The sequence below is a fragment of the Streptococcus sp. 3109 genome (assembly GCF_013276905.1).
Classification (GTDB): domain Bacteria; phylum Bacillota; class Bacilli; order Lactobacillales; family Streptococcaceae; genus Streptococcus.
This window is the reverse complement of record NZ_VMLY01000001.1, coordinates 303461-326437: the sequence shown is the minus strand read 5'-3', so window position 1 is coordinate 326437 and position 22977 is coordinate 303461. Positions and strand designations below refer to the sequence as shown.

The following is a 22977-nucleotide window of genomic DNA, read 5'->3' as shown; positions in this document are numbered from 1 at the left end:
AATAAAGTCGCTTGATTTATACTCAATGAAAATCAAAGAGCAAACTAGGAAGCTAGCCGTAGGCTGCTCAAAACACAGTTTTGAGGTTGTAGATAAGACTGACGAAGTCAGTGACCATATCTACGGTAAGGCGACGCTGACGTGGTTTGAAGAGATTTTCGAAGAGTATTAGCCAATCTTATGCTGTTTTTTCCAAGATTGGATGGCCCATTTATGGCTACCACGTTTAAGATTTTCAATAGCCTCATCAATAGGGAACCAAGCAATATGATTAAAGTCTTCTAGTGGCTTTTGCACTTCTTTGAAAGAAGTCGCTTCATAGAGGTAGGCAGGATTGTAGTAGTAGGTATCACGGTGACGAGAGTAGAAATATTCGTCAGCTTGTCCGTAATAGGTACCAATTTCAGCAGTGAATCCAAGTTCTTCAATCAATTCACGTTTTAGGGCTTCCTGATGATTTTCCCCTGCTTCAATTTCGCCACCTGGTAAGAACCAAGCACCATTAGGAGCTTGAACTAAAACTATTTGTTTTTGTTCAGCGTCAGGAATAACTGCATATACTCCATAGCGTGCAACATAGTCTGTATTCGCTTTTTTTTCTCCGAAAGTTGGGTTTGCCATTGCATTTTCCTCATTATCTAGTATCGTTATTATTATCATAATGGACAAAGGGCAAGCTGTCAAGAAATTACAGTTATTTTAGTAAAAAAGAAGCAGAAAATTTTCATTTTCTACTTATTTTATATAGTATTTATTTTTCTGTTTCAGAAGCTTTCACTTCAGCTTTTTTGGCAGACTTAATTTGAATCTTGCCCTTGCTGGTCATAACTGCCTTGAGGTCTTTTTCGCTTGGATTTTCAAGGTAGTAGTCAGTGATTGCGTCCTCAATATAGTCTTGAATAGTCCGGCGAAGTGGGCGTGCTCCCATTTTTGGATCATAACCGAGGTCAACCAATTTTTCCTTGACTTTGTCTGTCACATCGAGATGGATATTGTTGCTAGAGAGGCGCTTATTAACATCAGCTAGCATAAGCTCGACGATTTGAAGGAGGTTGTCTTTGCTGAGAGCTTTGAACTCGATGATGCCGTCAAAACGATTCATAAATTCTGGGCTAAAGAAGTTGCCGAGTTCACCGAGAACAGAGTTGGTACGTCCTTCGCGCGCTGCCCCAAAACCAACGCTAGCTTCGGCCTTACCTGTACCTGCATTTGAAGTCATGATGATGATGGCATCCTTAAAGCTGACGGTACGTCCTTGCCCATCTGTCAAACGACCATCATCCAAGACCTGGAGGAACATGTGCATAACATCAGGGTGAGCTTTTTCCACTTCATCGAGAAGGATGAGAGAATATGGATTGCGGCGAACTTTTTCAGTTAATTGACCAGCCTCATCATAGCCAACATAACCTGGAGGAGCGCCGACCAACTTAGCCACACTATGTTTTTCCATGTATTCACTCATATCAAAGCGAATCATACTGTCAGCAGAACCAAAGAGTTCGATAGCTAGTTGTTTGGAAAGTTCTGTCTTACCGACACCAGTTGGTCCGACGAAGAGGAAGCTTCCGATTGGGCGGTTAGGTGTACCGAGACCGACACGATTACGGCGAATAGCCTTGGCAATCTTATCGACAGCATCATCTTGTCCAATAACATGAGACTTGAGATCTTCGGCTAGATGGATGAGTTGAGATTGTTCTTTCTCTTTCAAATCACCAACAGGGATATTGGTTTTCTGCTCAATAATGTGCTCAATAGTTTTCTCGCTGATGATAGGAGTATCTTGGTCTGTGACCTTTTTCTTTTGCATTTCTTTATACTTGGCAATCTGGTCGCGGAAATAGGCAGCCTTCTCAAAATCTTCTTCTCGTGTAGCTTGAGATTTGAGATTTTCAGCCTCAATCAAGCGCTGATCAATGACTTTAGGATCCACAAAATTCAAGGTCAAGTTCATCTTAGAACCTGCTTCATCTAGGAGGTCAATGGCCTTGTCAGGTAAGAAGCGGTCTTGAATATAACGATTGGAAAGAGTTGCAGCTGCTTCAATTGCAGCATCGGTATATTGAACGTGGTGATAGTCTTCGTATTTCTTTTGAATTCCTTTGAGGATAATGATTGTTTCGTCCACCGTTGGTTCATCGACTTTGACAGGCTGCATACGACGCTCTAAGGCAGCATCCTTTTCAATGATACGGTATTCATTGAGGGTAGTAGCGCCGACAAGTTGCAGTTCTCCACGAGCAAGGGCTGGCTTGAGGATATTTCCAGCATCCATATTACCATCGCTCGCAGAACCTGCACCGACAATTTCATGGATTTCATCGATAAAGAGGATAATATCCTCACGTTTGCGAATTTCTTCCATGAGTTTTTGCATGCGTTCTTCAAATTGTCCTCGGATACCTGTTCCTTGAACCAAGCTAACCACATCCAAGCGGATGACTTGTTTGCCTTGGAGTTTATGTGGAACATCGCCATCAACGATTTTCTGAGCTAGACCTTCGACAACGGCCGTTTTTCCGACACCTGGTTCACCGATAAGGACAGGATTATTCTTGGTTCTACGATTGAGAATCTCGATGACACGGATAATCTCATCGTCGCGCCCGATAACGGGGTCAATGTCTCCACGACGGGCAATCTCAGTTACGTTGATACCAAATTCTTCTAGCAGGCCTTTTTCTTGGCTTGGGGGCGGAGTTTGAGCAGATCCACGATTTTGGGAACCATAACCGCCGTTTCCACCGTAACCTCCACCTGATTGGGTTGGGGGAATAGGAGGAGTATTGCTAGAAGGTCTGAAATTGTTTAGATCATTGAAGAAATCACCAAAAGGATCGAAATCACGATTGTTCAAATCTGTCATTCCTTTAAAGAGACTGTTATTAGGATCTGTTTTGATAATCTTGTAGCAGTTTTGACAGAGGTCAATTTGTTTTTGTTTTCCATTGAGATTGGTGTAAAGATGAATTGTTGAGTCGTTGATTTTACAGTTTTGACAAAGCATACATCTACCTCATTTCTTTCTTTAGCCTGACCTGTTCAAAGGTCAAAAATAGTCAAATTCCTATACTCTCATTATAACAGGATTGGGGTGTAAAGCAAGTAAAAAGATTGAAGCTTTGAGAAGTTGTTACAATGAAAATTTTTGTGAATTTGGACTAAAAAAAATCCTATTTGTGAGACAAAAAGGATTTTGGTTAGACATGCAGGGGCAATCCCAGCTTGCTTTAGATTAGTAGAGGAGTTCGTAAATCTCCATTGCAATTAAGTCAATGCTATCAAAAGTATAAGTTTCGCGAGCTTCTACATCACGAAGGGTAAAGATTGATCCGTTTTCTTCGTCGTGGCTGTATGCAACTTCTGCAACAACAACTCCTTCGCGTTCAAAATTACGTTTTAAATTTCCGCCATCGTTTGCCATTGCTTCAAGGCGGTTGATGATTCTAACCAAATGTGATTCCATTTTGATTCTCCTTCATTTCTTATCGTTACTATTTTACCATAAAGGAGGCCAACTTGACTAGAAAAAACTAAGATTTCTCGCTAATTCTGCTAGTTTAAAGATTTTTAAATAAATTGGATAAAAGATTTGAATTTTAATTCAATGCATGTTATAATCATACAGTACTCTATTTTAGAAAGCAGTGTGACTATGAATTTTTCTTTTTTACCTAAGTATTTACCTTATTTTAACTATGGGGCTGTTGTGACGGTTCTCATTTCTATCTGTGTTGTCTTTTTGGGAACTATTTTGGGTGTTGTCTTGGCTTTTGGGCAACGTTCAAAGTTTAAACCGCTTGTTTGGCTGGCCAACTTGTACGTTTGGATTTTCCGCGGGACACCGATGATGGTTCAGATTATGATTGCCTTTGCTCTAATGCATATCAATGCTCCGACTATTCAGGTTGGAATTTTGGGTGTTGACCTTTCTCGTCTGATTCCAGGGATTTTGATTATTTCTATGAACAGTGGTGCTTATGTTTCTGAGACTGTTCGTGCCGGAATCAATGCAGTTCCAAAAGGTCAGCTAGAAGCGGCTTATTCGCTAGGGATTCGTCCTAAAAATGCGATGCGGTATGTGATTTTGCCACAAGCAATCAAAAATATTTTGCCAGCATTGGGGAACGAATTTATCACCATTATCAAGGACAGCTCCCTCTTATCAGCTATTGGGGTTATGGAGTTGTGGAACGGTGCTACAACAGTTTCTACAACAACCTACCTACCTTTAACACCACTTTTATTTGCAGCCTTTTATTACTTGATTATGACTTCTATTTTGACAGTAGCCTTGAAAGCTTTTGAAAAACGTATGGGACAAGGAGATAAGAAATAATGACAGAAACCTTGATAAAAATTGAAAATTTACATAAATCCTTTGGAAAGAATGAAGTATTGAAGGGCATCAACCTCGAGATTAAAAGAGGAGAAGTTGTTGTTATCATCGGTCCTTCGGGGAGCGGGAAATCTACCTTGCTTCGCTCTATGAATTTGTTGGAAGAAGCAACAAAGGGGAAGGTTATCTTTGAGGGAGTCGATATTACGGACAAGAAGAATGACCTGTTTGCCATGCGTGAGAAGATGGGCATGGTTTTCCAACAATTTAATCTCTTTCCTAATATGACTGTGATGGAAAATATCACCTTGTCACCTATCAAGACCAAAGGTGAGAGCAAGACAGTGGCTGAGAAGAGAGCCCAAGAGCTTTTGGAAAAAGTTGGTTTGCCAGATAAGGCAGACGCTTATCCACAGAGTTTGTCAGGTGGTCAGCAACAACGGATTGCCATCGCGCGTGGTTTGGCTATGGAACCAGATGTTTTGCTCTTTGACGAACCAACTTCAGCCTTGGATCCTGAGATGGTAGGTGAGGTATTGGCTGTTATGCAAGACCTTGCCAAGTCAGGAATGACCATGGTTATCGTAACACATGAGATGGGATTTGCCCGCGAGGTGGCAGATCGTGTTATCTTTATGGCAGACGGTGTGGTTGTTGAAGACGGAACACCTGAACAGATTTTTGAACAAACCCAAGAACAACGGACTAAGGACTTCTTGAGTAAGGTTTTATAATCTATTTTAAAATTTCAAGACAAGATTAGTGAAAAGCTCAACCAGAGCTTTTTCTTATAGTTTGAAACTATAGGATTGCCTAGGAAAGAAGTGTTAGAGGGTACTAGCAGTTTTTGGTATAATGGAAGATATTTGAAAGAAAAGAAAAGAGAAGTGATATGACACAGATTATTGATGGGAAAGCTTTAGCTGCCAAATTGCAGGGGCAGTTGGCTGAAAAGACTGCAAAATTAAAGGAAGAAACAGGTCTAGTGCCTGGTTTGGTAGTGATTTTGGTTGGGGACAATCCAGCCAGCCAAGTCTACGTTCGCAACAAGGAGAGGTCAGCTCTTGCGGCTGGTTTCCGTAGCGAAGTAGTGCGAGTTCCAGAGACCATTACTCAAGAGGAATTGTTAGACTTGATTGCCAAATACAATCAAGATCCAGCTTGGCATGGGATTTTGGTTCAGTTGCCATTACCAAAACATATCGATGAAGAGGCGGTTCTATTGGCTATTGACCCAGAAAAGGATGTGGATGGTTTCCATCCTCTAAATATGGGACGCCTTTGGTCTGGACATCCAGTTATGATTCCATCAACACCTGCAGGAATTATGGAAATGTTTCATGAATATGGGATTGACTTGGAAGGTAAAAATGCGGTCGTCATCGGTCGTTCTAATATCGTTGGAAAACCCATGGCCCAGCTTCTTTTGGCAAAGAATGCTACAGTGACCTTGACTCACTCACGCACCCATAATCTCGCTAAGGTGGCTGCAAAAGCGGATATTCTTGTAGTAGCAATCGGTCGCGCCAAGTTTGTTACTGCTGACTTTGTGAAACCCGGTGCGGTAGTCATTGACGTTGGGATGAACCGAGATGAAAATGGTAAGCTCTGTGGGGATGTGGATTATGAGGCAGTTGCCCCACTTGCTAGCCATATTACGCCAGTCCCTGGAGGTGTCGGTCCTATGACCATTACTATGCTGATGGAGCAAACTTATCAAGCAGCACTTCGGACATTGGATAGAAAATAAGAGAAAAATCGCTGAAGAGAGTGTATTTTCTATAGCTATATCTGAAATGGCAGAAATGAGTATTAAATTTTAGAAATAAGTTTATAAAAGGAGGTCTGCGCCTCCTTTTTGTTGTATAATGGAGTGAGGTGATTAGATGATTTTAAAAATTTATAATGGGGAATATAGTTTACAATGGGATGGAATATACTACTTATCACTAATTGATTATCCAAATATTCAAGAGTGGGAATTAGAAAAAATTGCTAAATTTATAGCTTACGAAAAACTTCATAAACGTCAAACAAGTATTGAGTGTGCTGATTTTTGTTTAAAAAAAGAAATTTTAGATTACATCTATCAGCATCCCTTTCTGCCACCATTTACCCCTACAGATAAAAGAGTAGCCTCGACTTATGATCTACATAAGAGGTTAGTGACTTCGGACTACTGTAGTCATACTACGACTATAGATGCAGCGATTTCTATCTTTAAAACAGGTCAGCTCTTATCTGCTGTGAAAGCCTTTGGGCGAGATGCTGAGGAGTTGGTTTTGGATAGTAGAAATGCTGCATCGGATCCGATAGATTATTTTGACTATGTCATGTTAGGGTGGTCAAATACAAGTTCTGGTTATCGATTAGCGATGGAGCGTTTATTAGGTCGAGCTCCTTCAGAGAAAGAATTACAAGACAAGTTTATTCCTGGAGTGAGTTTTCATTTTATCTATACAGATTTGATTAAAGTTACTGGTTATATTTTTGATGGCTACCATGTTGCAAAAATTAAGGACATGTTGAATTTATTTAGTGAGTTGTATATTTGTATTATTCCAACTCATAATAAGAGCCAATTTGAAAATATTATTCCAACTAAAATACAAGATAGGGTGCATTATCTTGACTATGCTGGAGAAGACTTAGAAGAGTGGACTAAGAAAGTCTATCAAGTTGTTTTAAAACAATCAGATAAAGGATAGTTGAGGAAAAACGATGAGAGTGATTGAGCAAGCATTATTAGAAAAAGTCATTATAAAACGTTCTCGTACAAGTCATAAAGGAAACTATGGTCGTCTGCTGTTGCTTGGTGGGACTTATCCTTATGGTGGCGCCATCATTATGGCTGCTTTGGCAGCTGTTAAAAGTGGGGCTGGTTTGGTGACTGTTGGAACAGATAGGGAAAATATCCCAGCTTTGCACAGTCATTTACCTGAGGCTATGGCCTTTTCTCTTCAAGACCAGCAATTGTTAAAAGAGCAATTGGAGAAGGCAGAAGTTGTCTTGCTGGGGCCTGGTTTACGAGACGATACTTTTGGAGAAAATATAGTAAAACAGGTCTTTGCTAGCTTAAAAAAGAATCAGATTTTGATTGTAGACGGAGGGGCCTTAACTATCATTGCTAGGATAAGTTTGTCGTTTCCGTCTAACCAGCTTATCCTAACTCCCCACCAAAAAGAATGGGAAAAGCTGTCTGGTATTGCTATTGAAAAGCAAAAGGAAGCTGCAACGGCTAGTGCCCTAACTTCCTTCCCTCAAAGAACAATTTTGGTGGAGAAAGGCCCAGCTACTCGTATTTGGCAAGCTGGTCAGTCTGATTATTACCAGTTACAGGTTGGCGGTCCCTATCAGGCGACTGGGGGAATGGGAGATACGCTTGCTGGAATGATTGCAGGATTTGCAGGCCAATTCCGACAGGCCAGTCTCTACGAACGTGTGACAGTAGCGACCCATCTTCATTCAGCTATTGCCCAAGAACTAGCTCAAGAACAGTATGTGGTTTTGCCAACGGAGATTAGTAATTGTCTTCCTAAAGTAATGAAAATTATTTGTCAACAAGAGAGGGTAAGCGAAGATAAATTTGTTTAAAATAGACAGAGAAACCTACTTCCTTCTCTTGATTTATGATTCTTGAAATGCGCCTGCTTTAATGCTAAACTAGACGTATCAAAGTTAAGGTCTTGTTTTTGGAACTGGAAAGAGATGAACAAATCAAATACATAAAAGATAAACTCATTTTTATTCGTTTGGTAAAAAGAAAATGCATATTTTTAAAGAAAGATTGATGAAAAATGTAGATTTGATGTTTTTACTTGAATAAAAAGCGGTTTCATAGTAGAATAAGAACTGAGAATGATGGAGGTAAATCGGTGGAAAATCTGAAGAAAATGGCAGGTATCAAGGCTGCTGAGTTCGTGAGCGATGGAATGGTCGTTGGACTTGGAACAGGCTCGACTGCCTATTATTTTGTCGAAGAAATCGGTCGTCGTATCAAGGAAGAAGGATTGCAGATTACAGCTGTAACAACTTCTAGTGTGACCACTAAACAGGCAGAAGGCCTTAATATCCCGCTCAAGTCTATTGACCAAGTAGACTTGGTTGATGTGACGGTTGACGGGGCGGATGAAGTTGATAGTCAGTTTAACGGAATCAAAGGCGGTGGTGGTGCTCTTCTGATGGAGAAGGTTGTTGCGACACCATCAAAAGAATATATTTGGGTGGTGGATGAAAGCAAGCTGGTCGAAAAACTAGGTGCTTTTAAATTGCCAGTAGAAGTGGTTCAGTATGGTGCAGAGCAGGTCTTTCGTCATTTTGAACGAGCTGGCTACAAACCAAGCTTCCGTGAAAAAGACGATCAACGTTTTGTGACCGATATGCAGAATTTTATCATCGATCTTGCCTTGGATGTCATCGAAGATCCAATTGCTTTCGGACAAGAATTGGACCATGTCGTTGGTGTCGTAGAACACGGTTTATTCAACCAAATGGTGGATAAGGTCATCGTTGCTGGACGAGATGGGGTTCAGATTGTAACCTCAAGAAAAGAAAAATAGAAGGGGGCATAAGATGTCTAAATTTAATCGTATTCATTTGGTGGTACTGGATTCTGTAGGAATCGGTGCAGCACCAGATGCTAATAACTTTGTCAATGCAGGGGTTCCAGATGGAGCTTCTGACACACTGGGACACATTTCAAAAACAGTTGGTCTGAATGTGCCAAACATGGCTAAAATCGGTCTAGGAAATATTCCTCGTAAAACTCCTCTTAAGACTGTAGCAGCTGAAAGCAATCCAACTGGATATGCAACAAAATTGGAAGAAGTATCTCTTGGTAAGGATACCATGACTGGACACTGGGAAATCATGGGACTCAACATTACTGAGCCTTTCGATACTTTCTGGAACGGATTTCCAGAAGAAATCTTGACAAAAATCGAAGAATTTTCAGGACGTAAGGTCATTCGTGAAGCTAACAAACCTTACTCAGGAACAGCCGTTATCGATGATTTTGGACCACGTCAGATGGAAACTGGAGAGTTGATTATCTATACTTCAGCTGACCCTGTTTTGCAAATTGCTGCCCACGAAGATATTATTCCTTTGGACGAATTGTACCGTATCTGTGAATACGCTCGTTCAATTACTCTTGAGCGCCCAGCCCTTCTAGGACGTATCATTGCTCGGCCTTATGTAGGTGAACCAGGTAACTTCACTCGTACTGCAAACCGTCGTGACTTGGCGGTATCTCCATTTGCACCAACTGTTTTGGATAAATTGAATGAAGCTGGTATCGATACTTATGCTGTTGGTAAAATCAACGATATCTTTAACGGTGCTGGTATCAACCACGACATGGGCCATAACAAGTCAAATAGCCATGGAATTGATACACTATTGAAGACCATGGGCCTTGCTGAGTTTGAAAAAGGATTCTCGTTCACAAACTTGGTTGACTTTGATGCCCTTTATGGCCACCGTCGTAATGCTCATGGCTACCGTGATTGTTTGCATGAGTTTGATGAACGCTTACCTGAAATTATCGCAGCCATGAGAGAGAATGACCTCCTCTTGATTACTGCGGATCACGGGAACGACCCAACTTACGCAGGAACAGACCATACTCGCGAATATATCCCACTTTTGGCTTACAGTCCTGCTTTTAAAGGAAATGGTGTCATTCCAGTAGGACATTTTGCAGATATTTCAGCGACTGTTGCCGATAACTTTGGTGTTGAAACTGCCATGATTGGTGAAAGTTTCTTAGATAAATTGGTATAAGATGACGAGATATGCTTTACTTGTTCGGGGCATTAATGTAGGTGGGAAAAATAAAGTTGTTATGGCGCAGCTTCGGCAAGAATTGACAGAGTTGGGAATTGAAAAGGTTGAAAGCTACATCAACAGTGGCAATATTTTCTTTACTTCGACAGAACCAAAAGCTCGATTGGTTGAAAAATTAGAGACTTTCTTTGCAGTCAATTATCCATTTATTCAAAGCTTTTCTTTACTGAGTCAAGAAGACTATGAAGACGAACTTGAGAGTCTACCAGCTTGGTGGAATGAAGACTTGGCAAGAAAAGACGTTCTCTTTTACACGGAGGGTTTGGATGTGGAGCAAGTCATCACGACAGTTGAGAGTTTAGAGATGAAAGATGAGGTCGTTCATTTTGGAAAACTTGGTATTTTCTGGGGGGAATTCTCTGAGGAAACCTACTCTAAGACTGCCTATCACAAGTACTTGCTCAAGATGCCTTTCTACCGCCACATTACTATTCGCAATGCTAAAACTTTTGACAAAATCGGTCAAATGCTAAAAAATAATAGAGGAGACACACAATGACATTTTTAGATAAGATCAAGGAAACAGCTACTTTCCTGAAAGAAAAAGGAATCCAAGCGCCTGAGTTTGGTTTAATCCTTGGATCAGGGCTTGGAGAATTGGCAGAAGAAATCGAAAATCCAGTTGTAGTAGACTATGCTGAGATTCCAAACTGGGGCCGCTCTACAGTAGTTGGTCACGCTGGGAAATTGGTATATGGTGAACTGGCAGGTCGCAAGGTCTTGGCTCTTCAAGGTCGCTTCCATTTCTACGAAGGGAACCCTCTGGAAGTGGTGACTTTCCCAGTTCGTGTCATGAAAGTTCTTGGATGTGAAGGTGTCATTGTAACCAATGCAGCTGGTGGTATTGGTTATGGCCCTGGTACTTTGATGGCTATCTCAGACCATATCAATATGACGGGGCAAAATCCATTGATGGGTGAAAACTTGGATGACTTTGGTCCACGTTTTCCAGATATGTCTAAGGCCTACACACCAGAATACCGTGCTACTGCCCATGAAGTGGCCCAAAAACTTGGTATCAAGCTTGATGAAGGTGTCTATATCGGCGTTACTGGTCCAACTTATGAAACACCAGCAGAGATTCGTGCCTATAAGACACTGGGAGCAGATGCAGTTGGTATGTCTACGGTTCCTGAAGTGATCGTGGCAGCCCACTCAGGCTTGAAAGTTCTAGGAATTTCATGTATTACTAACTTTGCGGCTGGTTTCCAAGAAGAACTCAACCACGAAGAAGTTGTAGAAGTAACCGAACGTGTCAAAGGTGATTTCAAAGGCTTGCTTAAAGCTATTCTTGCTGAATTGTAAGAAAAAAGATTTAAAAGGGGGAATACCTCTACCTTTTCATAATTGACTATTCGGAACAAAGAAGAAACATAGGTAGACTATGGGTTTCTTCCTACTCTTGTAACTGAAAGAGTCTGATAGTTAGCATTGTGAAAGACAAGATTCTAGGATACTAGCATTAGCTTCCTAGCCAAGCAGACTAGTATGATAAGAAGAGATAAGAATGAATTTACTTTCTGAATTTCTCAGTCTTATCATATATAGCACAATGAGATTTTGCTTGAGTCTGCTTACAAATAAACGAAAAGAAAGATAAGAAATAATGAAAATTGGTCAACGAATTATGCGCTTTGGCATAAAAAAATTAAGTATCGGAGTTGTATCTGTTGCAGTCGGCTTCGCATTTCTAGCTCCAGCTGGAATTTCAGCCAATGAACTAAAACAATATGTAACATCTGAAGTGGCAACAAGAGTGCTAGATTCTAAGGAGGAATTGAGAGAGCCGGAAAATGTTGCTCCAAAACTAGAAACTCCTCTTAGAGAGGAGCCAAGACTAACTCCTCAAACGCTTCCAGAAGCAAGTGAAGTTCTTGAAAACAAAAGGGAAGAGTCAAAAGTAGAGATAACAGAGCCAGCTCAAGACTCACCTATTCATGCTCCTGTAGAAGAAACTAAAGAAGAAGTTGTGACAGAAAAACCAACAAATACTCGTTCTTTAACAGCAGAAGATTTGGTGAAGATTTCCAAAGGGGAATTGCATTTAGAAAATGATTTGATTGATGAATCTCTCTATGGTGAAAAAGTTCTTGATTTGGAAGGGGATGATGACCAAGATGGCATCAAAAACAAAGATGAACTTTATGTGTACAACAAAGATGGTAAGGATTATCTAGGATATAACAGTCATCCCTTGCTAGCAGACAGTGATGGGGATGGTTTGTCAGATGGAGAAGATGACAATAAGAAAGAATGGTATGTCACAGACCGTGATTCTTTTCTCTTTATGGAGTTAGCCTATCGAGACGATGATTATATTGAGAAAATTTTAGATCATAAGAATCCTTTCCCTAGTCTCTATCTTGACCGTCAAGAATACAAACTCATGCACAATGAATTGGCTCCTTTCTGGAAGATGAAAAAAGCCTACCATACAGATAGTGGTCTGGATGCTTTCTTATTTGAGACCAAGAGCGACCTTCCTTATCTCAAAGATGGAACGGTGCACATGTTGGCTATTCGTGGAACGCGAGTTAATGACGCCAAGGACTTAAGTGCAGATTTGGTTTTATTAGGTGGAAATAAACCAGCTCAAGCGGATGATATCCGCAAGGTTGTTGGGGAATTAGCTAAGGATACAAGTATTACCAAGTTGTATATGACAGGTCATTCTCTTGGAGGCTACCTAGCTCAGATTGCAGCGGTTGAAGCTTACCAAAAATATCCTGACTTTTATAACCATGTATTGAGGAAAGTGACGACTTTCAGTGCGCCTAAAGTGATTACTTCCAGAACTGTTTGGAATGCTAAGAATGGTTTCTGGGATGTTGGTTTGGAAAGCCGTAAATTAGCTGTTAGTGGAAAAATTAAGCATTATGTAGTTGATAATGATAATGTTGTGACTCCATTGATTCATAATGATCGTGATATTGTTACATTTACAGGTAATTCACGCTTTAAACACCGTTCTCGTGGCTATTTTGAAAGTCGAATGAATGATATTCCTAACTTTAATATTGGTAAACGAGCTACCTTGGATAAACATGGTTATCGTGATCCGAAATTGGATAAAGTGCGATTCTTTAAGAAACAGGCTCTGCCTCAATCTTCTAGTCAACCAAGCGCTGAACCAATGGAAAATATTGCCTTAGGGAAACAGGTTACTCAAAGTTCGACAGCTTTCGGAGGAGATGCTAGAAGAGCTGTGGATGGCAAAGTTGATGGTAACTATGGTCACAATTCTGTCACTCATACCAACTTCCAATCCAAGCCTTGGTGGCAAGTAGATTTGGCTAAAGAAGAAACCATTCGCCAAATCAATATTTACAACCGAACAGACACTGCCCAGGATAGATTGGCAAACTTTGATGTCATTCTTTTAGACAGTTCTGGTAAAGAAATTGAGAGAAAACGAATAACATCTCTTAAAGATGTGTCAGCACAAATTGCGATTAACCATAAAAAAGCGCGCTATGTTCGGATTGAGCTAGAAGGCTATAATGCCCTCAGTCTTGCAGAAGTCCAAGTATATCGTGCTGAGAATATCGCTTGGAAAAAACAAGCTAAGCAAAGTTCTACTGATTTTGGTGGAGATGCTAGTCGAGCCTTGGATGGCAATACCAATAGTAGTTATAGCCAGCAATCAATTACCCATACAAAATTTGAAAACCAGCCTTGGTGGGAAGTTGATTTAGGTCGTACAGAACAGGTAGGACTTGTTCGCCTTCATAACCGTGGGGATGGCGAGCTTTCTAAACGTCTGTCAGACTTTGATGTGATTTTATATGATGAAAAAGGGAAAGAAGTTGCTAGACAGTATGTTTCTAAACTTGACGGAACGAGCTTGGATGTTCAATTAAATGGGAAATTGGGACGCCGTGTTCGTGTGCAACTACGTAAGAACAATCAAGCCCTCAGTCTTGCAGAAGTAGAAGTTTTCCGCTTTATCGCTACGAATGGTGAGACAGCGACACAAGTTTCTAAGCCAGTTCAACCAATCAGTCAGACGCCTGTGAAAGATAAAACATTGACAATTCAACATAGTGGAGCTTACATTGCTCGCTACTCTATAACTTGGGAAGAAGTTACAGTAGACAAAGATGGAAACCAAGTTGTTCGTAGTCGTTCTTGGGAAGGAAACGGTCGCAACCAGACTGCAGGTTTTGTCCTCAACCTCCCAATCAAAGAAAATATGAGAAATCTGCGAATTAAGATTGAAAAGAGAACAGGTCTTATCTGGAATAGATGGCAAACAATCTATGAAAATAGACCAATTTTAGCTCAACCCCACCGTAAAATTACCCATTGGGGAACAACATTGAATTCTAAGATTTCTGATGACGATGTCTTGTAATCTGATGATACAATGACAGTTAGATAATTTAGTTTATAATATAACTACCTGAGTTTGTCCGGAACTCAGGTAGCTCTCTGTGAAAGAAAAAAATAAAACAGAAAGGTAGAGCGCGTGTTCTAATTTGAACACGAGCAGAAATTCGTACCTATAAGATGCTTGGAACAGATGTGGTCGGAATGTCAACTGCTCCTGAAGTTATTGTTGTAGCCTACTCGGGTTTGAAACTTCTAGGAATTTTATGTATTACTAACTATACTACTGGTTTCAAAGAAGAGATTAACCACGAAGAGGTTATAGAAGTGACTGAGTGTGTTAAAGGTGATTTTAAAGGCTTACTTAAAGCCGTTTTTGCTGAATTATTACTATGTTAAAAGAATTGAGGAGTATTTTTCTACATTATCTTTTAAAGATAATAGAGGAGATAGCTTTTGGTCAATCAGAGCATCAAACTGTATTCTTGACAGATGGAGTTTCCTCGTCGCGGATAGGATTAAGTTTAATAATCGTGGGTGCCAGCTCATCCTTGGTCTGGTATTTCTTGCAAAAAAAATCACAGATTTTTTCCATTAAAGCGCAGATGAAGGATGAGACTTCACAATACAAACTTCATTTTTTAAAACAGCTATTTCATTCAATTTGGCAGATTATTGCAGTTGTAGGGGGAGCACCTATTGGTAAAGAAGCTGCGCCACGAGAGATTGGGACTCTATTTGCAGGACCAATTGGAAAAATATGTTCTCTCTCTCTAAGAAGGATCAAATTTTTCTCCTTGCTTGTGGTGCTGGTGCTGGTTTAGCAGCTGTCTATCAGGTTCCATTAACAAGTGTCTTCTTTGTTTTTGAAACTCTAGGAATTGCTCTATCTATTAAACGAGTTGTCTTAGTCGGTTTGACTACCTATGTCTCAACCTATACAGCAGGCTTGGTTATTTCAGATCAGGCTCTCTACCAGATTCCAGCCATCGCATGGTCATTAAAGGAAATGTGGATTATTCCCTTGCTACTTCTTTTCTTAACCCCACTAGCTTGGTTTTTTGGTTGCTTAAGTAAAGAAGTGTCTTCAAACAGGATAAAAGATAAACGAGTACTTCTCACATTGCCTACAGCTTTTCTTTTTCTTGCTGGGTTGGCAAGTTATTTTCCACATCTACTTGGAAATGGACGTATGATGGCTCAGGAAGTATTGAATGCTAGCAATGGTAAAACAGTATTCCTCTTGTTTATCCTAAAAGCACTGGTCGTTCTTATTACTCTGTGGGCAGGGACCTATGGTGGTACTCTTACGCCATCTTTTGCCTTGGGGATGGCTGGAGCTGCTCTCTTTGGAATGATTCTAGGTGGGGATAACCAGCCAAGCATTTTGCTTTTGGGATCGGTTTGCTTTTTGTCTGTGACCTTGAGGGCTCCCTGGTCTGCAACTGGATTAGTAATAGGGTTCACTGGGCTAGCTTTAGATTCTCTTCCGTATCTCTTAGTAACAGCTGTTTTAGCCTATGAATTTGCAAAAATATTAGACCGTTTTTCTTGGGCTAACATACTGTGTCAGAAGTCAAAGAATAAAGAATAGAGTAATAAGATAGAGAACGATCGTTTCTTCTAATCAAAGATTTATCTTAAAAGATTAAAAACTATTGTCAATTTATCAATAACTGTTTGAAATAAAAAAGAAGTAGGCTTATCGGAGTCATGATTGAATCCGATTTTTCCTAGCTATGAAATATAAAAAAAGAAAGGTAGAGCGAGATGTTCTGATTTGAACACGAGCGGAGAACTTTTCTAAAAACTTAGAGAGGGTAGTTTGGTTTTGAATTGAACCCGTGCTATTCTCCTATTTGTCATCAAAATTAAGAAAGAAAGGAATTGAACCCACCCTAAAAGCAGTGGGAAAAAGATAGTTGGTCTAACGAGCATCGCTCACTGAACCCAACTCCTATTTTCCCTTTGCTTTTTGACGGGTTTGGTATCTTTCTGATTATAAATTTTAGAATAAAGAAAGGATGGGTTAACTGTATTCATTGAACTGAATACGGGCGGAGAACTGTGTAAAAAAGATAAACTGTCTAGCATCTGCGATGCGTCGTCAGTTTCCTATTTTTACTTTGTTCTCTGTCGCCCTTTATATCTTAACTATGTCTATCCATATTGCTGCTCAGCAGGGTAAAATTGCTGATAAAATTCTTCTTCCTGGGGATCCTCTTCGTGCTAAGTTTATTGCGGAGAATTTCCTTGAAGATGCTGTTTGTTTTAACGAAGTACGTAACATGTTGGGTTATACTGGTACTTACAAGGGTCACCGTGTATCTGTCATGGGAACTGGGATGGGTATGCCCTCTATTTCGATTTATGCGAGTGAGTTGATTGTTGACTACGGTGTGAAGAAATTGATTCGTGTTGGAACTGCGGGTTCTTTGAATGAAGATGTACACGTTCGTGAATTGGTTTTGGCGCAAGCAGCTGCAACTAATTCAAACATCGTCCGTAATGACTGGCCACAGTATGATTTCCCACAAATCGCTAGCTTTGACTTGCTGGACAAGGCCTACCATATCGCCAAAGAACTTGGTATGACAACCCACGTTGGGAACGTTTTGTCATCTGATGTCTTTTACTCAAACTACTTTGAAAAGAATATCGAGCTTGGTAAATGGGGAGTTAAGGCTGTGGAAATGGAAGCGGCAGCTCTTTACTATTTGGCGGCTCAGCACCATGTTGATGCTCTTGCTATCATGACCATCTCTGATAGTTTGGTTAATCCAGACGAAGACACAACTGCAGAAGAACGCCAAAATACCTTCACCGATATGATGAAGGTTGGTTTGGCAACCTTGATTGCAGAATAATTATAGCCAAAAAAGGAAGCCCTTCTTTATGAATTGGAGGACTTCCTTTTCTTATCCAGAAATTGATCTAGTTCTTTCTGATTTCGAAGAATAGTGACTTTATGTGAGTATTCTTGGCAAAGTTTTTGGTAATTCTCTTTTTGAGCTTTAGTCCGCCCATCCCAGAGAATCCAACGAATAAATTCCCAGTTGAATTGCTCGGGGCATCCCTTAGCCATACTTTCTCTGACTTTTCCTCGGTATTTAAGATAACGCTTAAAGGCCCGAAAGAGACAGGTAAATGGTGAAAAATTGAGAAAGATGATTTGGTCAGATTCCTGCATTCTTTCCTCATAGAAACACCAAGAATAATTACCATCGATGACCCAAGCTTCATGCTTGGTGAGAAAATTTTTCATCTCGGTTAACATCCAATCACGGTCACTGTCTTGCCAACCAGGTTGAAATTGGAGTGTGTCCATGTGAAGTTTTGGGATGGAGTAGTAGAGAGATAACTTTTCAGCTAGCGTTGACTTACCAGCACCAGAATATCCGATAATTGCGATTTTCATTTTCTACCCTTTCCTATTTGGAGACAAAAAAACAGCCTCTATGGACTGTTTCTTATTTAGCAAGTTTAGCTGAAAGACGAGCTTTATCGCGGCTTGCTTTGTTTTTGTGAATCAAACCTTTAGTTTCTGCTTTATCGATAGCTGAGCTAGCAGCACGGAAAAGTTCTTCAGATGGGTTTGCTTCGAAAGCTTTGATAGCAGTACGCATAGCTGATTTTTGAGCTGAGTTCTTTTCGTTTTGTTTAACGTTCAATTCAGCGCGTTTGATAGCTGATTTAATGTTTGCCAATGTTCTTACCTCCATATTTACTAACTATACCATTATATCTGAAAACTTACGTTTTGACAAGGGAAAATTACTTTTTTAAGTAAATTTCATCGATTTCATGGTTCTTACTTTTATGTAGAATCACTTCCGCACGATTTCTGGTTGGTTCAATATAATTTTGTAGATTTGTGAGATTGATACTGGTCCAGACCTGATGGGCAAAGGACTCCACTTCCCCAATCGGCATTTGTGTAAAACGATAATAGTAGCTATTAGGGTCATTTTGGGCTAGGCTCAGCATTTTCAAGAAACGGTCCAGATACCAACTCTCGATGTCATCGACTGCAGCATCAACATAGATGGAAAAGTCAAAGAAGTCAGTAATGTAGAGACGCTCGTTTTGTGGATTTTGAAAGACATTGATTCCTTCAACAATCACAAAATCAGCAGCTTTGACGCTTTGCTTTTCCTCGGGTACGATGTCGTAGACTTCATGAGAATAGACAGGAATATCTACATCTTGTCCATTTTTGATGCGGTCCAAGAAGTTGAGAAGAGCTTCCATATCATAGCTTTCAGGAAATCCTTTACGATTTAAAATCCCCTGCTCAATCAAGGTCTGGTTGGGATAGAGAAAGCCATCAGTTGTAACCAACTCAACACTAGCATCAGTTACAGTTCTAGAAAGCAGGATTTGAAGTAGGCGACTGGTTGTGGATTTTCCAACGGCAACACTCCCAGAAACCCCAATAATAAAAGGCTGAGATTTACTTTCACGTTGGAGGAAAATTCCTTTTGAAAAGGCTAAATCTTCCTTAGTTCGCTTGTAAATCTGAATCAGATGAGCCAAGGGGAGATAGATATCTGTAACGTCTTGAAGACTGATTTGGTCATTAAAACTCTTGATAGATTCCAATTCTTCTTCTGTCAAAGGAGGTGTTGTCTTTCGATGTAAAGATTGCCAAGTCTGGCGGCTGATTTTTTCAAAATGTAAAAATTCGTTGGTCATTTGTTTTCCCCTAGATATTTTGTCTATCATACCATAAAAAGCTAAAAAAATAAAGCGGTTTCTTGAATGTGGTAAGTCAATAGTATATAATATAAGTAGATAGAGGATGAACAATTTATTGATGAAGTAGGAGCTGCTTTATAGCTGACTTATCAGCTATAAAGGGGGCTTTGGGGTTTATAACTTATAGGAGGTGTACTATGAAAATCTTGAAACCTTACCTATTGGAACTCTGTTTTATTTTAAGTTTTGCCTTACCTTTTATAAAAGGAGTCAATGCGGATAATGGTAGACGCTTTGTGGAAATCTATTACGGTTTTACTTTTTTGATGGAGCATGCCATTATAACAACTGTCTTTATCTGTTCGCTCTTGATTGCTTGGCTACTCAAAAAACGGTGGACGAAACGACTTGCTGCTGGAAGTTATCTATTTTTGATTTTGTGGATTGCGACAGAGGGTTATTTCTTCCGCATGTCGATAGAAGATTTGCTACGACTTTGGACAAGTTCAGAAATCTTGACACAAACTTATCAGTTGGGTTTTTATTTAAACATTTTGTTGGGAATCCTATTGATAGTGAAATATTTAAAAGTAAAGAAATAGCGCTGACAATGCGTCTGATGATAGACAATAAACTTTGTGTTATGTGTTTTATCGTGGCAATGATAACTGTAGTCCTAGATGAAATACAATTTGCTTATAAAAGTTGAAAGAGATTGAAGGGGAGCTATTGTAAAGCAACTTCCTTCAATCTTTTTGTCTCATTCTGGATATGTAAACGATTTACAATTTAAGTCAAATTATGGTAAAATAGTTTCATGAGTAAAATGTATTATGCAGAAAATCCTGACGCTGCTCACGATATTCATGAGTTGAGAGTAGAATTGTTGGGAGAAAAAATGACCTTTTTGACGGATGCAGGTGTTTTTAGCAAAAAGATGGTTGATTTTGGAAGTCAACTCTTGCTCAAGTGTCTTGAGGTCAACCAAGGAGAGACAGTCCTAGATGTAGGCTGTGGTTACGGTCCATTAGGATTGTCCTTGGTCAAGGTTTACGGAGTTCAGGCGACCATGGTTGATATCAATAATCGTGCCTTGGATTTGGCGCGACAAAATGCTGAACGAAATAAAGTAGAAGCGACGATTTTCCAGTCCAACATCTATGAACAAGTTGAAGGGAATTTTGACCACGTCATTTCTAATCCTCCTATCCGTGCAGGAAAGCAAGTGGTTCATGAAATCATTGAGAAAAGTAAAGATTTCTTGGAAATTGGTGGTGATTTGACAATCGTCATCCAGAAGAAACAAGGGGCTCCAAGTGCTAAGTCTAAGATGGAAGATGTGTTTGGAAATTGTGAAATCCTTAAAAAAGACAAGGGATACTATATCCTTAGAAGTGTGAAAGAATGAGAGCAGTTGATTTAATCCAAAAAAAACGAGACGGTCAAGAACTGACTTCGAGTGAAATTGAATGGTTAGTTGAAGGCTATGTGTCAGGAACGGTTCCTGATTATCAGATGTCTGCCTTTGCTATGGCTGTCTATTTCAAAGGAATGACGACTCGTGAAATTTCTGATTTAACGATGAATATGGTTAAGACTGGGCAAGAGTTTGACCTGTCTGTCATTGATGGTGTGAAAGTTGACAAGCATTCTACGGGTGGTGTTGGTGATAAGGTGACCTTGATTTTGGCTCCTCTTGTTGCTAGCTTTGGTGTGCCTGTGGCAAAAATGAGTGGTCGTGGTCTCGGCCATACTGGTGGAACAATTGATAAATTGGAGTCCATTAAGGGCTATCAAGTCGAGCGCAGTCAAGAAGATTTCATTCGTCAGGTTCAGGATATTGGAGTATCTGTCATTGGGCAATCAGACCAGCTGGTCAAAGCTGATAAGCTTCTCTACGCCCTCCGTGATGTGACCGCAACTGTCGACACGATTCCTTTGATTGCGAGTTCGGTGATGAGCAAGAAAATTGCGGCAGGGGCGGATGCTATTTTGCTAGACGTGACTGTCGGTGAGGGTGCCTTCATGAAGACGGTTGATGAGGCGCGTGAATTGGCTCAAACCATGGTGGAACTTGGTAAGGCTGTTGGACGGAAGACAGTAGCAGTGATTACGGATATGAGCCAGCCTTTGGGACGAGCGATTGGAAATCGTCTGGAGATTCTTGAAGCATTGGAGATTTTACAAGGGCAAGGCCGTCAGGATATTACCCACTTCATCTGTGAATTGGCTCAAATTATGCTTGGCCTGGCAAATATAAATAAGACAGTTGAAGAAGTTCGCCAACATCTTGAAAATCGTCAAGCGCTGGCTAAGTTTGAGGAGATGGTCCAAGCCCAAGGTGGAGACTTGGAGGACCTCTATCGCCCAGTCAATGTTGCCCATGTGGTGGAAATCCCTGCTCAGGAAACGGGTGTCATTTCTGCTCTTCCGGCTATGGAATTTGGGCTTTATGCTATGAGACTGGGAGCTGGTCGTGCAGTCAAGTCTGATGCCTTGGACTATGAGACAGGAATTGTTTTTGAAAAGAAAGTTGGAGATTCCGTTCAAAAGGGAGAAATTGTTGCAAAAGTATACACAAATGGAAAAATTTCTCCTCAGCTAGTTACAGATTTTCAAAAATATGTTAAAATAAATGATAGGGTGCAAAGTTTACGAGAAATTATAGAAATTATCTCATAAACAGCAGGAGAATCCGAATATGAAATTAAATAAATATATCGATCATACGCTTTTAAAACAAGATGCAACAGAAAATCAAATTGATTGTTTGTTGTCTGAGGCTAGGGAGTATGATTTTGCCAGTGTTTGCGTTAATCCGACCTGGGTTGAACATGCCAAAAAAGGGCTTGAAGGCACAGATGTCAAGGTCTGCACAGTAGTAGGTTTCCCTTTGGGGGCAACAACTTCAACTGTGAAAGCTTTTGAGACAAAAGAAGCTATCCAAAATGGTGCAGATGAGATTGATATGGTGATCAATGTTGGGGCTCTCAAATCAGGTAATTTAGCCTTGGTTGAATCGGACATCCGTGCTGTTGTAGAAGCAAGTGGTGACAAGTTAGTGAAAGTCATTATTGAAGCTTGCCTTCTGACAGATCAAGAAAAAGTTGTGGCTTGTCAATTAGCCCAAAAAGCAGGAGCTGATTTTGTTAAAACATCTACTGGCTTTTCAACTGGTGGCGCTACGATAGCAGATGTTCAATTGATGCGTGAAACAGTTGGGCCTGATATGGGTGTCAAGGCTGCTGGTGGAGCTCGTTCTTATGAGGATGCTCTTGCCTTTGTCGAAGCAGGTGCGACCCGTATCGGAACGTCAGCTGGAGTAGCAATTCTAAAAGGAGAATTGGCAGATGGCGACTACTGAGTTGATTGAACTGGCAATTGAAACCAGCAAGAAAGCCTATGTCCCTTATTCTCACTTTCCTATCGGAGCAGTTTTAGTAGCCAAAGACGGCAGTGTTTACACGGGAGTGAATATCGAAAATGCTAGCTATCCTTTGACAAACTGCGGAGAGCGTACAGCGATTTTTAAAGCAGTTTCTGAAGGGCAAAGAGAATTTTCAGAGCTGATTGTTTATGGTCAAACTGAAAAACCAATCTCACCATGTGGTGCTTGTCGCCAAGTAATGGTCGAATTTTTTGAACAAGATCTAAAAGTGACCTTAGTCGCAAAAGATAAATCGACGGTCGAGATGACGGTCGGGGAATTACTTCCATATTCTTTTACAGACTTAAATTAGTCTGAGTCGCTCTTTGAGTGG

22 protein-coding genes and 2 pseudogenes are annotated in these 22977 nt (G+C 40.3%); 18 read left to right on the top strand and 6 right to left on the bottom strand.

From position 1 onward, the window contains the following. Positions 1-168: 168 nt before the first annotated feature. The 3 genes from HT698_RS01725 to HT698_RS01715 all read right to left on the bottom strand — a co-directional run bounded on the left by HT698_RS01725 (position 169) and on the right by HT698_RS01715 (position 3469). Positions 169-621, bottom strand: coding sequence for an NUDIX hydrolase (locus tag HT698_RS01725; RefSeq protein WP_112443514.1), 453 nt, complete (start codon positions 619-621; stop codon positions 169-171). Positions 622-751: 130 nt separating this feature from the next. Next, positions 752-3010, bottom strand: a complete 2259-nt coding sequence (locus tag HT698_RS01720) for an ATP-dependent Clp protease ATP-binding subunit (protein WP_112443515.1) — start codon at positions 3008-3010, stop codon at positions 752-754. Positions 3011-3238: 228 nt separating this feature from the next. Further along, positions 3239-3469: a DUF1797 family protein gene (locus tag HT698_RS01715; protein ID WP_000443574.1), complete on the bottom strand. Its 231-nt coding sequence runs from the start codon at positions 3467-3469 to the stop codon at positions 3239-3241. Positions 3470-3658: 189 nt separating this feature from the next. On the opposite strand from HT698_RS01715, the gene HT698_RS01710 reads away from it, so the two are divergent. The 13 genes and pseudogenes from HT698_RS01710 (at position 3659) to deoD (ending at position 17385) form a co-directional block, all read left to right on the top strand. Next, on the top strand, positions 3659-4342 hold the full coding sequence (locus HT698_RS01710; protein WP_001011642.1) for an amino acid ABC transporter permease: 684 nt from the start codon (positions 3659-3661) through the stop codon (positions 4340-4342). After that, positions 4342-5076 carry an amino acid ABC transporter ATP-binding protein gene (locus HT698_RS01705; RefSeq protein ID WP_112443516.1) on the top strand — a complete coding sequence of 245 codons (735 nt, stop codon included), beginning with the start codon at positions 4342-4344 and terminating at the stop codon, positions 5074-5076. Before HT698_RS01710 ends, HT698_RS01705 begins: the two co-directional genes overlap by 1 nt. Positions 5077-5234: 158 nt before the next feature. Further along, entirely contained in the window at positions 5235-6092 is an 858-nt protein-coding gene (locus tag HT698_RS01700) for a bifunctional methylenetetrahydrofolate dehydrogenase/methenyltetrahydrofolate cyclohydrolase (protein WP_000192089.1), read from the top strand. Between the two features lie 136 nt (positions 6093-6228). Continuing rightward, positions 6229-7050: a phosphate ABC transporter ATPase gene (locus HT698_RS01695; RefSeq protein ID WP_173217598.1), complete on the top strand. Its 822-nt coding sequence runs from the start codon at positions 6229-6231 to the stop codon at positions 7048-7050. A 13-nt stretch (positions 7051-7063) separates the two neighbouring features. Next, complete coding sequence (locus HT698_RS01690; RefSeq protein ID WP_173217595.1) at positions 7064-7936, top strand: NAD(P)H-hydrate dehydratase; 873 nt, start codon at positions 7064-7066, stop codon at positions 7934-7936. A gap of 281 nt (positions 7937-8217) precedes the next feature. Beyond that, positions 8218-8901 carry a ribose-5-phosphate isomerase RpiA gene (gene rpiA, locus HT698_RS01685; protein WP_166736654.1) on the top strand — a complete coding sequence of 228 codons (684 nt, stop codon included), beginning with the start codon at positions 8218-8220 and terminating at the stop codon, positions 8899-8901. Between the two features lie 13 nt (positions 8902-8914). Continuing rightward, positions 8915-10126: a phosphopentomutase gene (locus HT698_RS01680; RefSeq protein ID WP_166736655.1), complete on the top strand. Its 1212-nt coding sequence runs from the start codon at positions 8915-8917 to the stop codon at positions 10124-10126. Position 10127: 1 nt separating this feature from the next. Beyond that, positions 10128-10688, top strand: a complete 561-nt coding sequence (locus HT698_RS01675; protein WP_166736656.1) for a DUF1697 domain-containing protein — start codon at positions 10128-10130, stop codon at positions 10686-10688. Then, on the top strand, positions 10685-11494 hold the full coding sequence (locus HT698_RS01670; protein WP_112443522.1) for a purine-nucleoside phosphorylase: 810 nt from the start codon (positions 10685-10687) through the stop codon (positions 11492-11494). The genes HT698_RS01675 and HT698_RS01670 overlap by 4 nt, the downstream gene beginning before the upstream one ends. Positions 11495-11795: 301 nt before the next feature. Then, positions 11796-14543, top strand: coding sequence for a thiol-activated cytolysin C-terminal domain-containing protein (locus HT698_RS10465; RefSeq protein WP_173217593.1), 2748 nt, complete (start codon positions 11796-11798; stop codon positions 14541-14543). Positions 14544-14671: 128 nt separating this feature from the next. Next, positions 14672-14917, top strand: a pseudogene (locus HT698_RS01660) (purine-nucleoside phosphorylase); the annotation flags it as partial. A 14-nt stretch (positions 14918-14931) separates the two neighbouring features. Next, positions 14932-16112: pseudogene (locus HT698_RS01655) on the top strand (chloride channel protein); the annotation flags it as partial. Positions 16113-16674: 562 nt separating this feature from the next. Beyond that, a complete protein-coding gene (deoD, locus tag HT698_RS01650) occupies positions 16675-17385 on the top strand; it encodes a purine-nucleoside phosphorylase (protein ID WP_173217591.1) in 711 nt (236 codons plus the stop codon). Between the two features lie 26 nt (positions 17386-17411). Here the strand turns inward: deoD and HT698_RS01645 are convergent, their stop codons facing one another. The 3 genes from HT698_RS01645 to coaA all read right to left on the bottom strand — a co-directional run bounded on the left by HT698_RS01645 (position 17412) and on the right by coaA (position 19213). Further along, positions 17412-17936: a DNA topology modulation protein gene (locus tag HT698_RS01645; RefSeq protein ID WP_173217589.1), complete on the bottom strand. Its 525-nt coding sequence runs from the start codon at positions 17934-17936 to the stop codon at positions 17412-17414. Between the two features lie 52 nt (positions 17937-17988). Further along, the gene (rpsT, locus tag HT698_RS01640; protein WP_001274000.1) at positions 17989-18225 is read right to left on the bottom strand and encodes a 30S ribosomal protein S20; all 237 of its coding nucleotides are present in this window, start codon (positions 18223-18225) and stop codon (positions 17989-17991) included. A gap of 67 nt (positions 18226-18292) precedes the next feature. Beyond that, the gene (gene coaA, locus HT698_RS01635) at positions 18293-19213 is read right to left on the bottom strand and encodes a type I pantothenate kinase (protein WP_173217587.1); all 921 of its coding nucleotides are present in this window, start codon (positions 19211-19213) and stop codon (positions 18293-18295) included. Positions 19214-19413: 200 nt separating this feature from the next. On the opposite strand from coaA, the gene HT698_RS01630 reads away from it, so the two are divergent. The 5 genes from HT698_RS01630 (at position 19414) to HT698_RS01610 (ending at position 22956) form a co-directional block, all read left to right on the top strand. Further along, positions 19414-19818, top strand: a complete 405-nt coding sequence (locus tag HT698_RS01630) for a hypothetical protein (protein WP_173217585.1) — start codon at positions 19414-19416, stop codon at positions 19816-19818. Positions 19819-20033: 215 nt separating this feature from the next. Next, positions 20034-20624 (top strand): class I SAM-dependent methyltransferase, encoded by a 591-nt coding sequence (locus HT698_RS01625; RefSeq protein WP_319946291.1) that lies wholly within the window; start codon positions 20034-20036, stop codon positions 20622-20624. Continuing rightward, a complete protein-coding gene (locus HT698_RS01620; protein ID WP_173217583.1) occupies positions 20621-21898 on the top strand; it encodes a pyrimidine-nucleoside phosphorylase in 1278 nt (425 codons plus the stop codon). The genes HT698_RS01625 and HT698_RS01620 overlap by 4 nt, the downstream gene beginning before the upstream one ends. Before the next feature lie 19 nt (positions 21899-21917). Beyond that, a complete protein-coding gene (gene deoC, locus HT698_RS01615) occupies positions 21918-22580 on the top strand; it encodes a deoxyribose-phosphate aldolase (RefSeq protein ID WP_054392738.1) in 663 nt (220 codons plus the stop codon). Next, a complete protein-coding gene (locus tag HT698_RS01610) occupies positions 22567-22956 on the top strand; it encodes a cytidine deaminase (protein WP_000246098.1) in 390 nt (129 codons plus the stop codon). The genes deoC and HT698_RS01610 overlap by 14 nt, the downstream gene beginning before the upstream one ends. Positions 22957-22977 lie beyond the last annotated feature (21 nt).

Coding starts and splice junctions, on each gene's coding strand:
- HT698_RS01725 (WP_112443514.1), bottom strand. CDS start 621: ATGGCAAACCCAACTTTCGGAGAAAAAAAAGCGAATACAGACTATGTT.
- HT698_RS01720 (WP_112443515.1), bottom strand. CDS start 3,010: ATGCTTTGTCAAAACTGTAAAATCAACGACTCAACAATTCATCTTTAC.
- HT698_RS01715 (WP_000443574.1), bottom strand. CDS start 3,469: ATGGAATCACATTTGGTTAGAATCATCAACCGCCTTGAAGCAATGGCA.
- HT698_RS01710 (WP_001011642.1), top strand. CDS start 3,659: ATGAATTTTTCTTTTTTACCTAAGTATTTACCTTATTTTAACTATGGG.
- HT698_RS01705 (WP_112443516.1), top strand. CDS start 4,342: ATGACAGAAACCTTGATAAAAATTGAAAATTTACATAAATCCTTTGGA.
- HT698_RS01700 (WP_000192089.1), top strand. CDS start 5,235: ATGACACAGATTATTGATGGGAAAGCTTTAGCTGCCAAATTGCAGGGG.
- HT698_RS01695 (WP_173217598.1), top strand. CDS start 6,229: ATGATTTTAAAAATTTATAATGGGGAATATAGTTTACAATGGGATGGA.
- HT698_RS01690 (WP_173217595.1), top strand. CDS start 7,064: ATGAGAGTGATTGAGCAAGCATTATTAGAAAAAGTCATTATAAAACGT.
- HT698_RS01680 (WP_166736655.1), top strand. CDS start 8,915: ATGTCTAAATTTAATCGTATTCATTTGGTGGTACTGGATTCTGTAGGA.
- HT698_RS01675 (WP_166736656.1), top strand. CDS start 10,128: ATGACGAGATATGCTTTACTTGTTCGGGGCATTAATGTAGGTGGGAAA.
- HT698_RS01670 (WP_112443522.1), top strand. CDS start 10,685: ATGACATTTTTAGATAAGATCAAGGAAACAGCTACTTTCCTGAAAGAA.
- HT698_RS10465 (WP_173217593.1), top strand. CDS start 11,796: ATGAAAATTGGTCAACGAATTATGCGCTTTGGCATAAAAAAATTAAGT.
- deoD (WP_173217591.1), top strand. CDS start 16,675: ATGTCTATCCATATTGCTGCTCAGCAGGGTAAAATTGCTGATAAAATT.
- HT698_RS01645 (WP_173217589.1), bottom strand. CDS start 17,936: ATGAAAATCGCAATTATCGGATATTCTGGTGCTGGTAAGTCAACGCTA.
- coaA (WP_173217587.1), bottom strand. CDS start 19,213: ATGACCAACGAATTTTTACATTTTGAAAAAATCAGCCGCCAGACTTGG.
- HT698_RS01630 (WP_173217585.1), top strand. CDS start 19,414: ATGAAAATCTTGAAACCTTACCTATTGGAACTCTGTTTTATTTTAAGT.
- HT698_RS01625 (WP_319946291.1), top strand. CDS start 20,034: ATGAGTAAAATGTATTATGCAGAAAATCCTGACGCTGCTCACGATATT.
- HT698_RS01620 (WP_173217583.1), top strand. CDS start 20,621: ATGAGAGCAGTTGATTTAATCCAAAAAAAACGAGACGGTCAAGAACTG.
- deoC (WP_054392738.1), top strand. CDS start 21,918: ATGAAATTAAATAAATATATCGATCATACGCTTTTAAAACAAGATGCA.
- HT698_RS01610 (WP_000246098.1), top strand. CDS start 22,567: ATGGCGACTACTGAGTTGATTGAACTGGCAATTGAAACCAGCAAGAAA.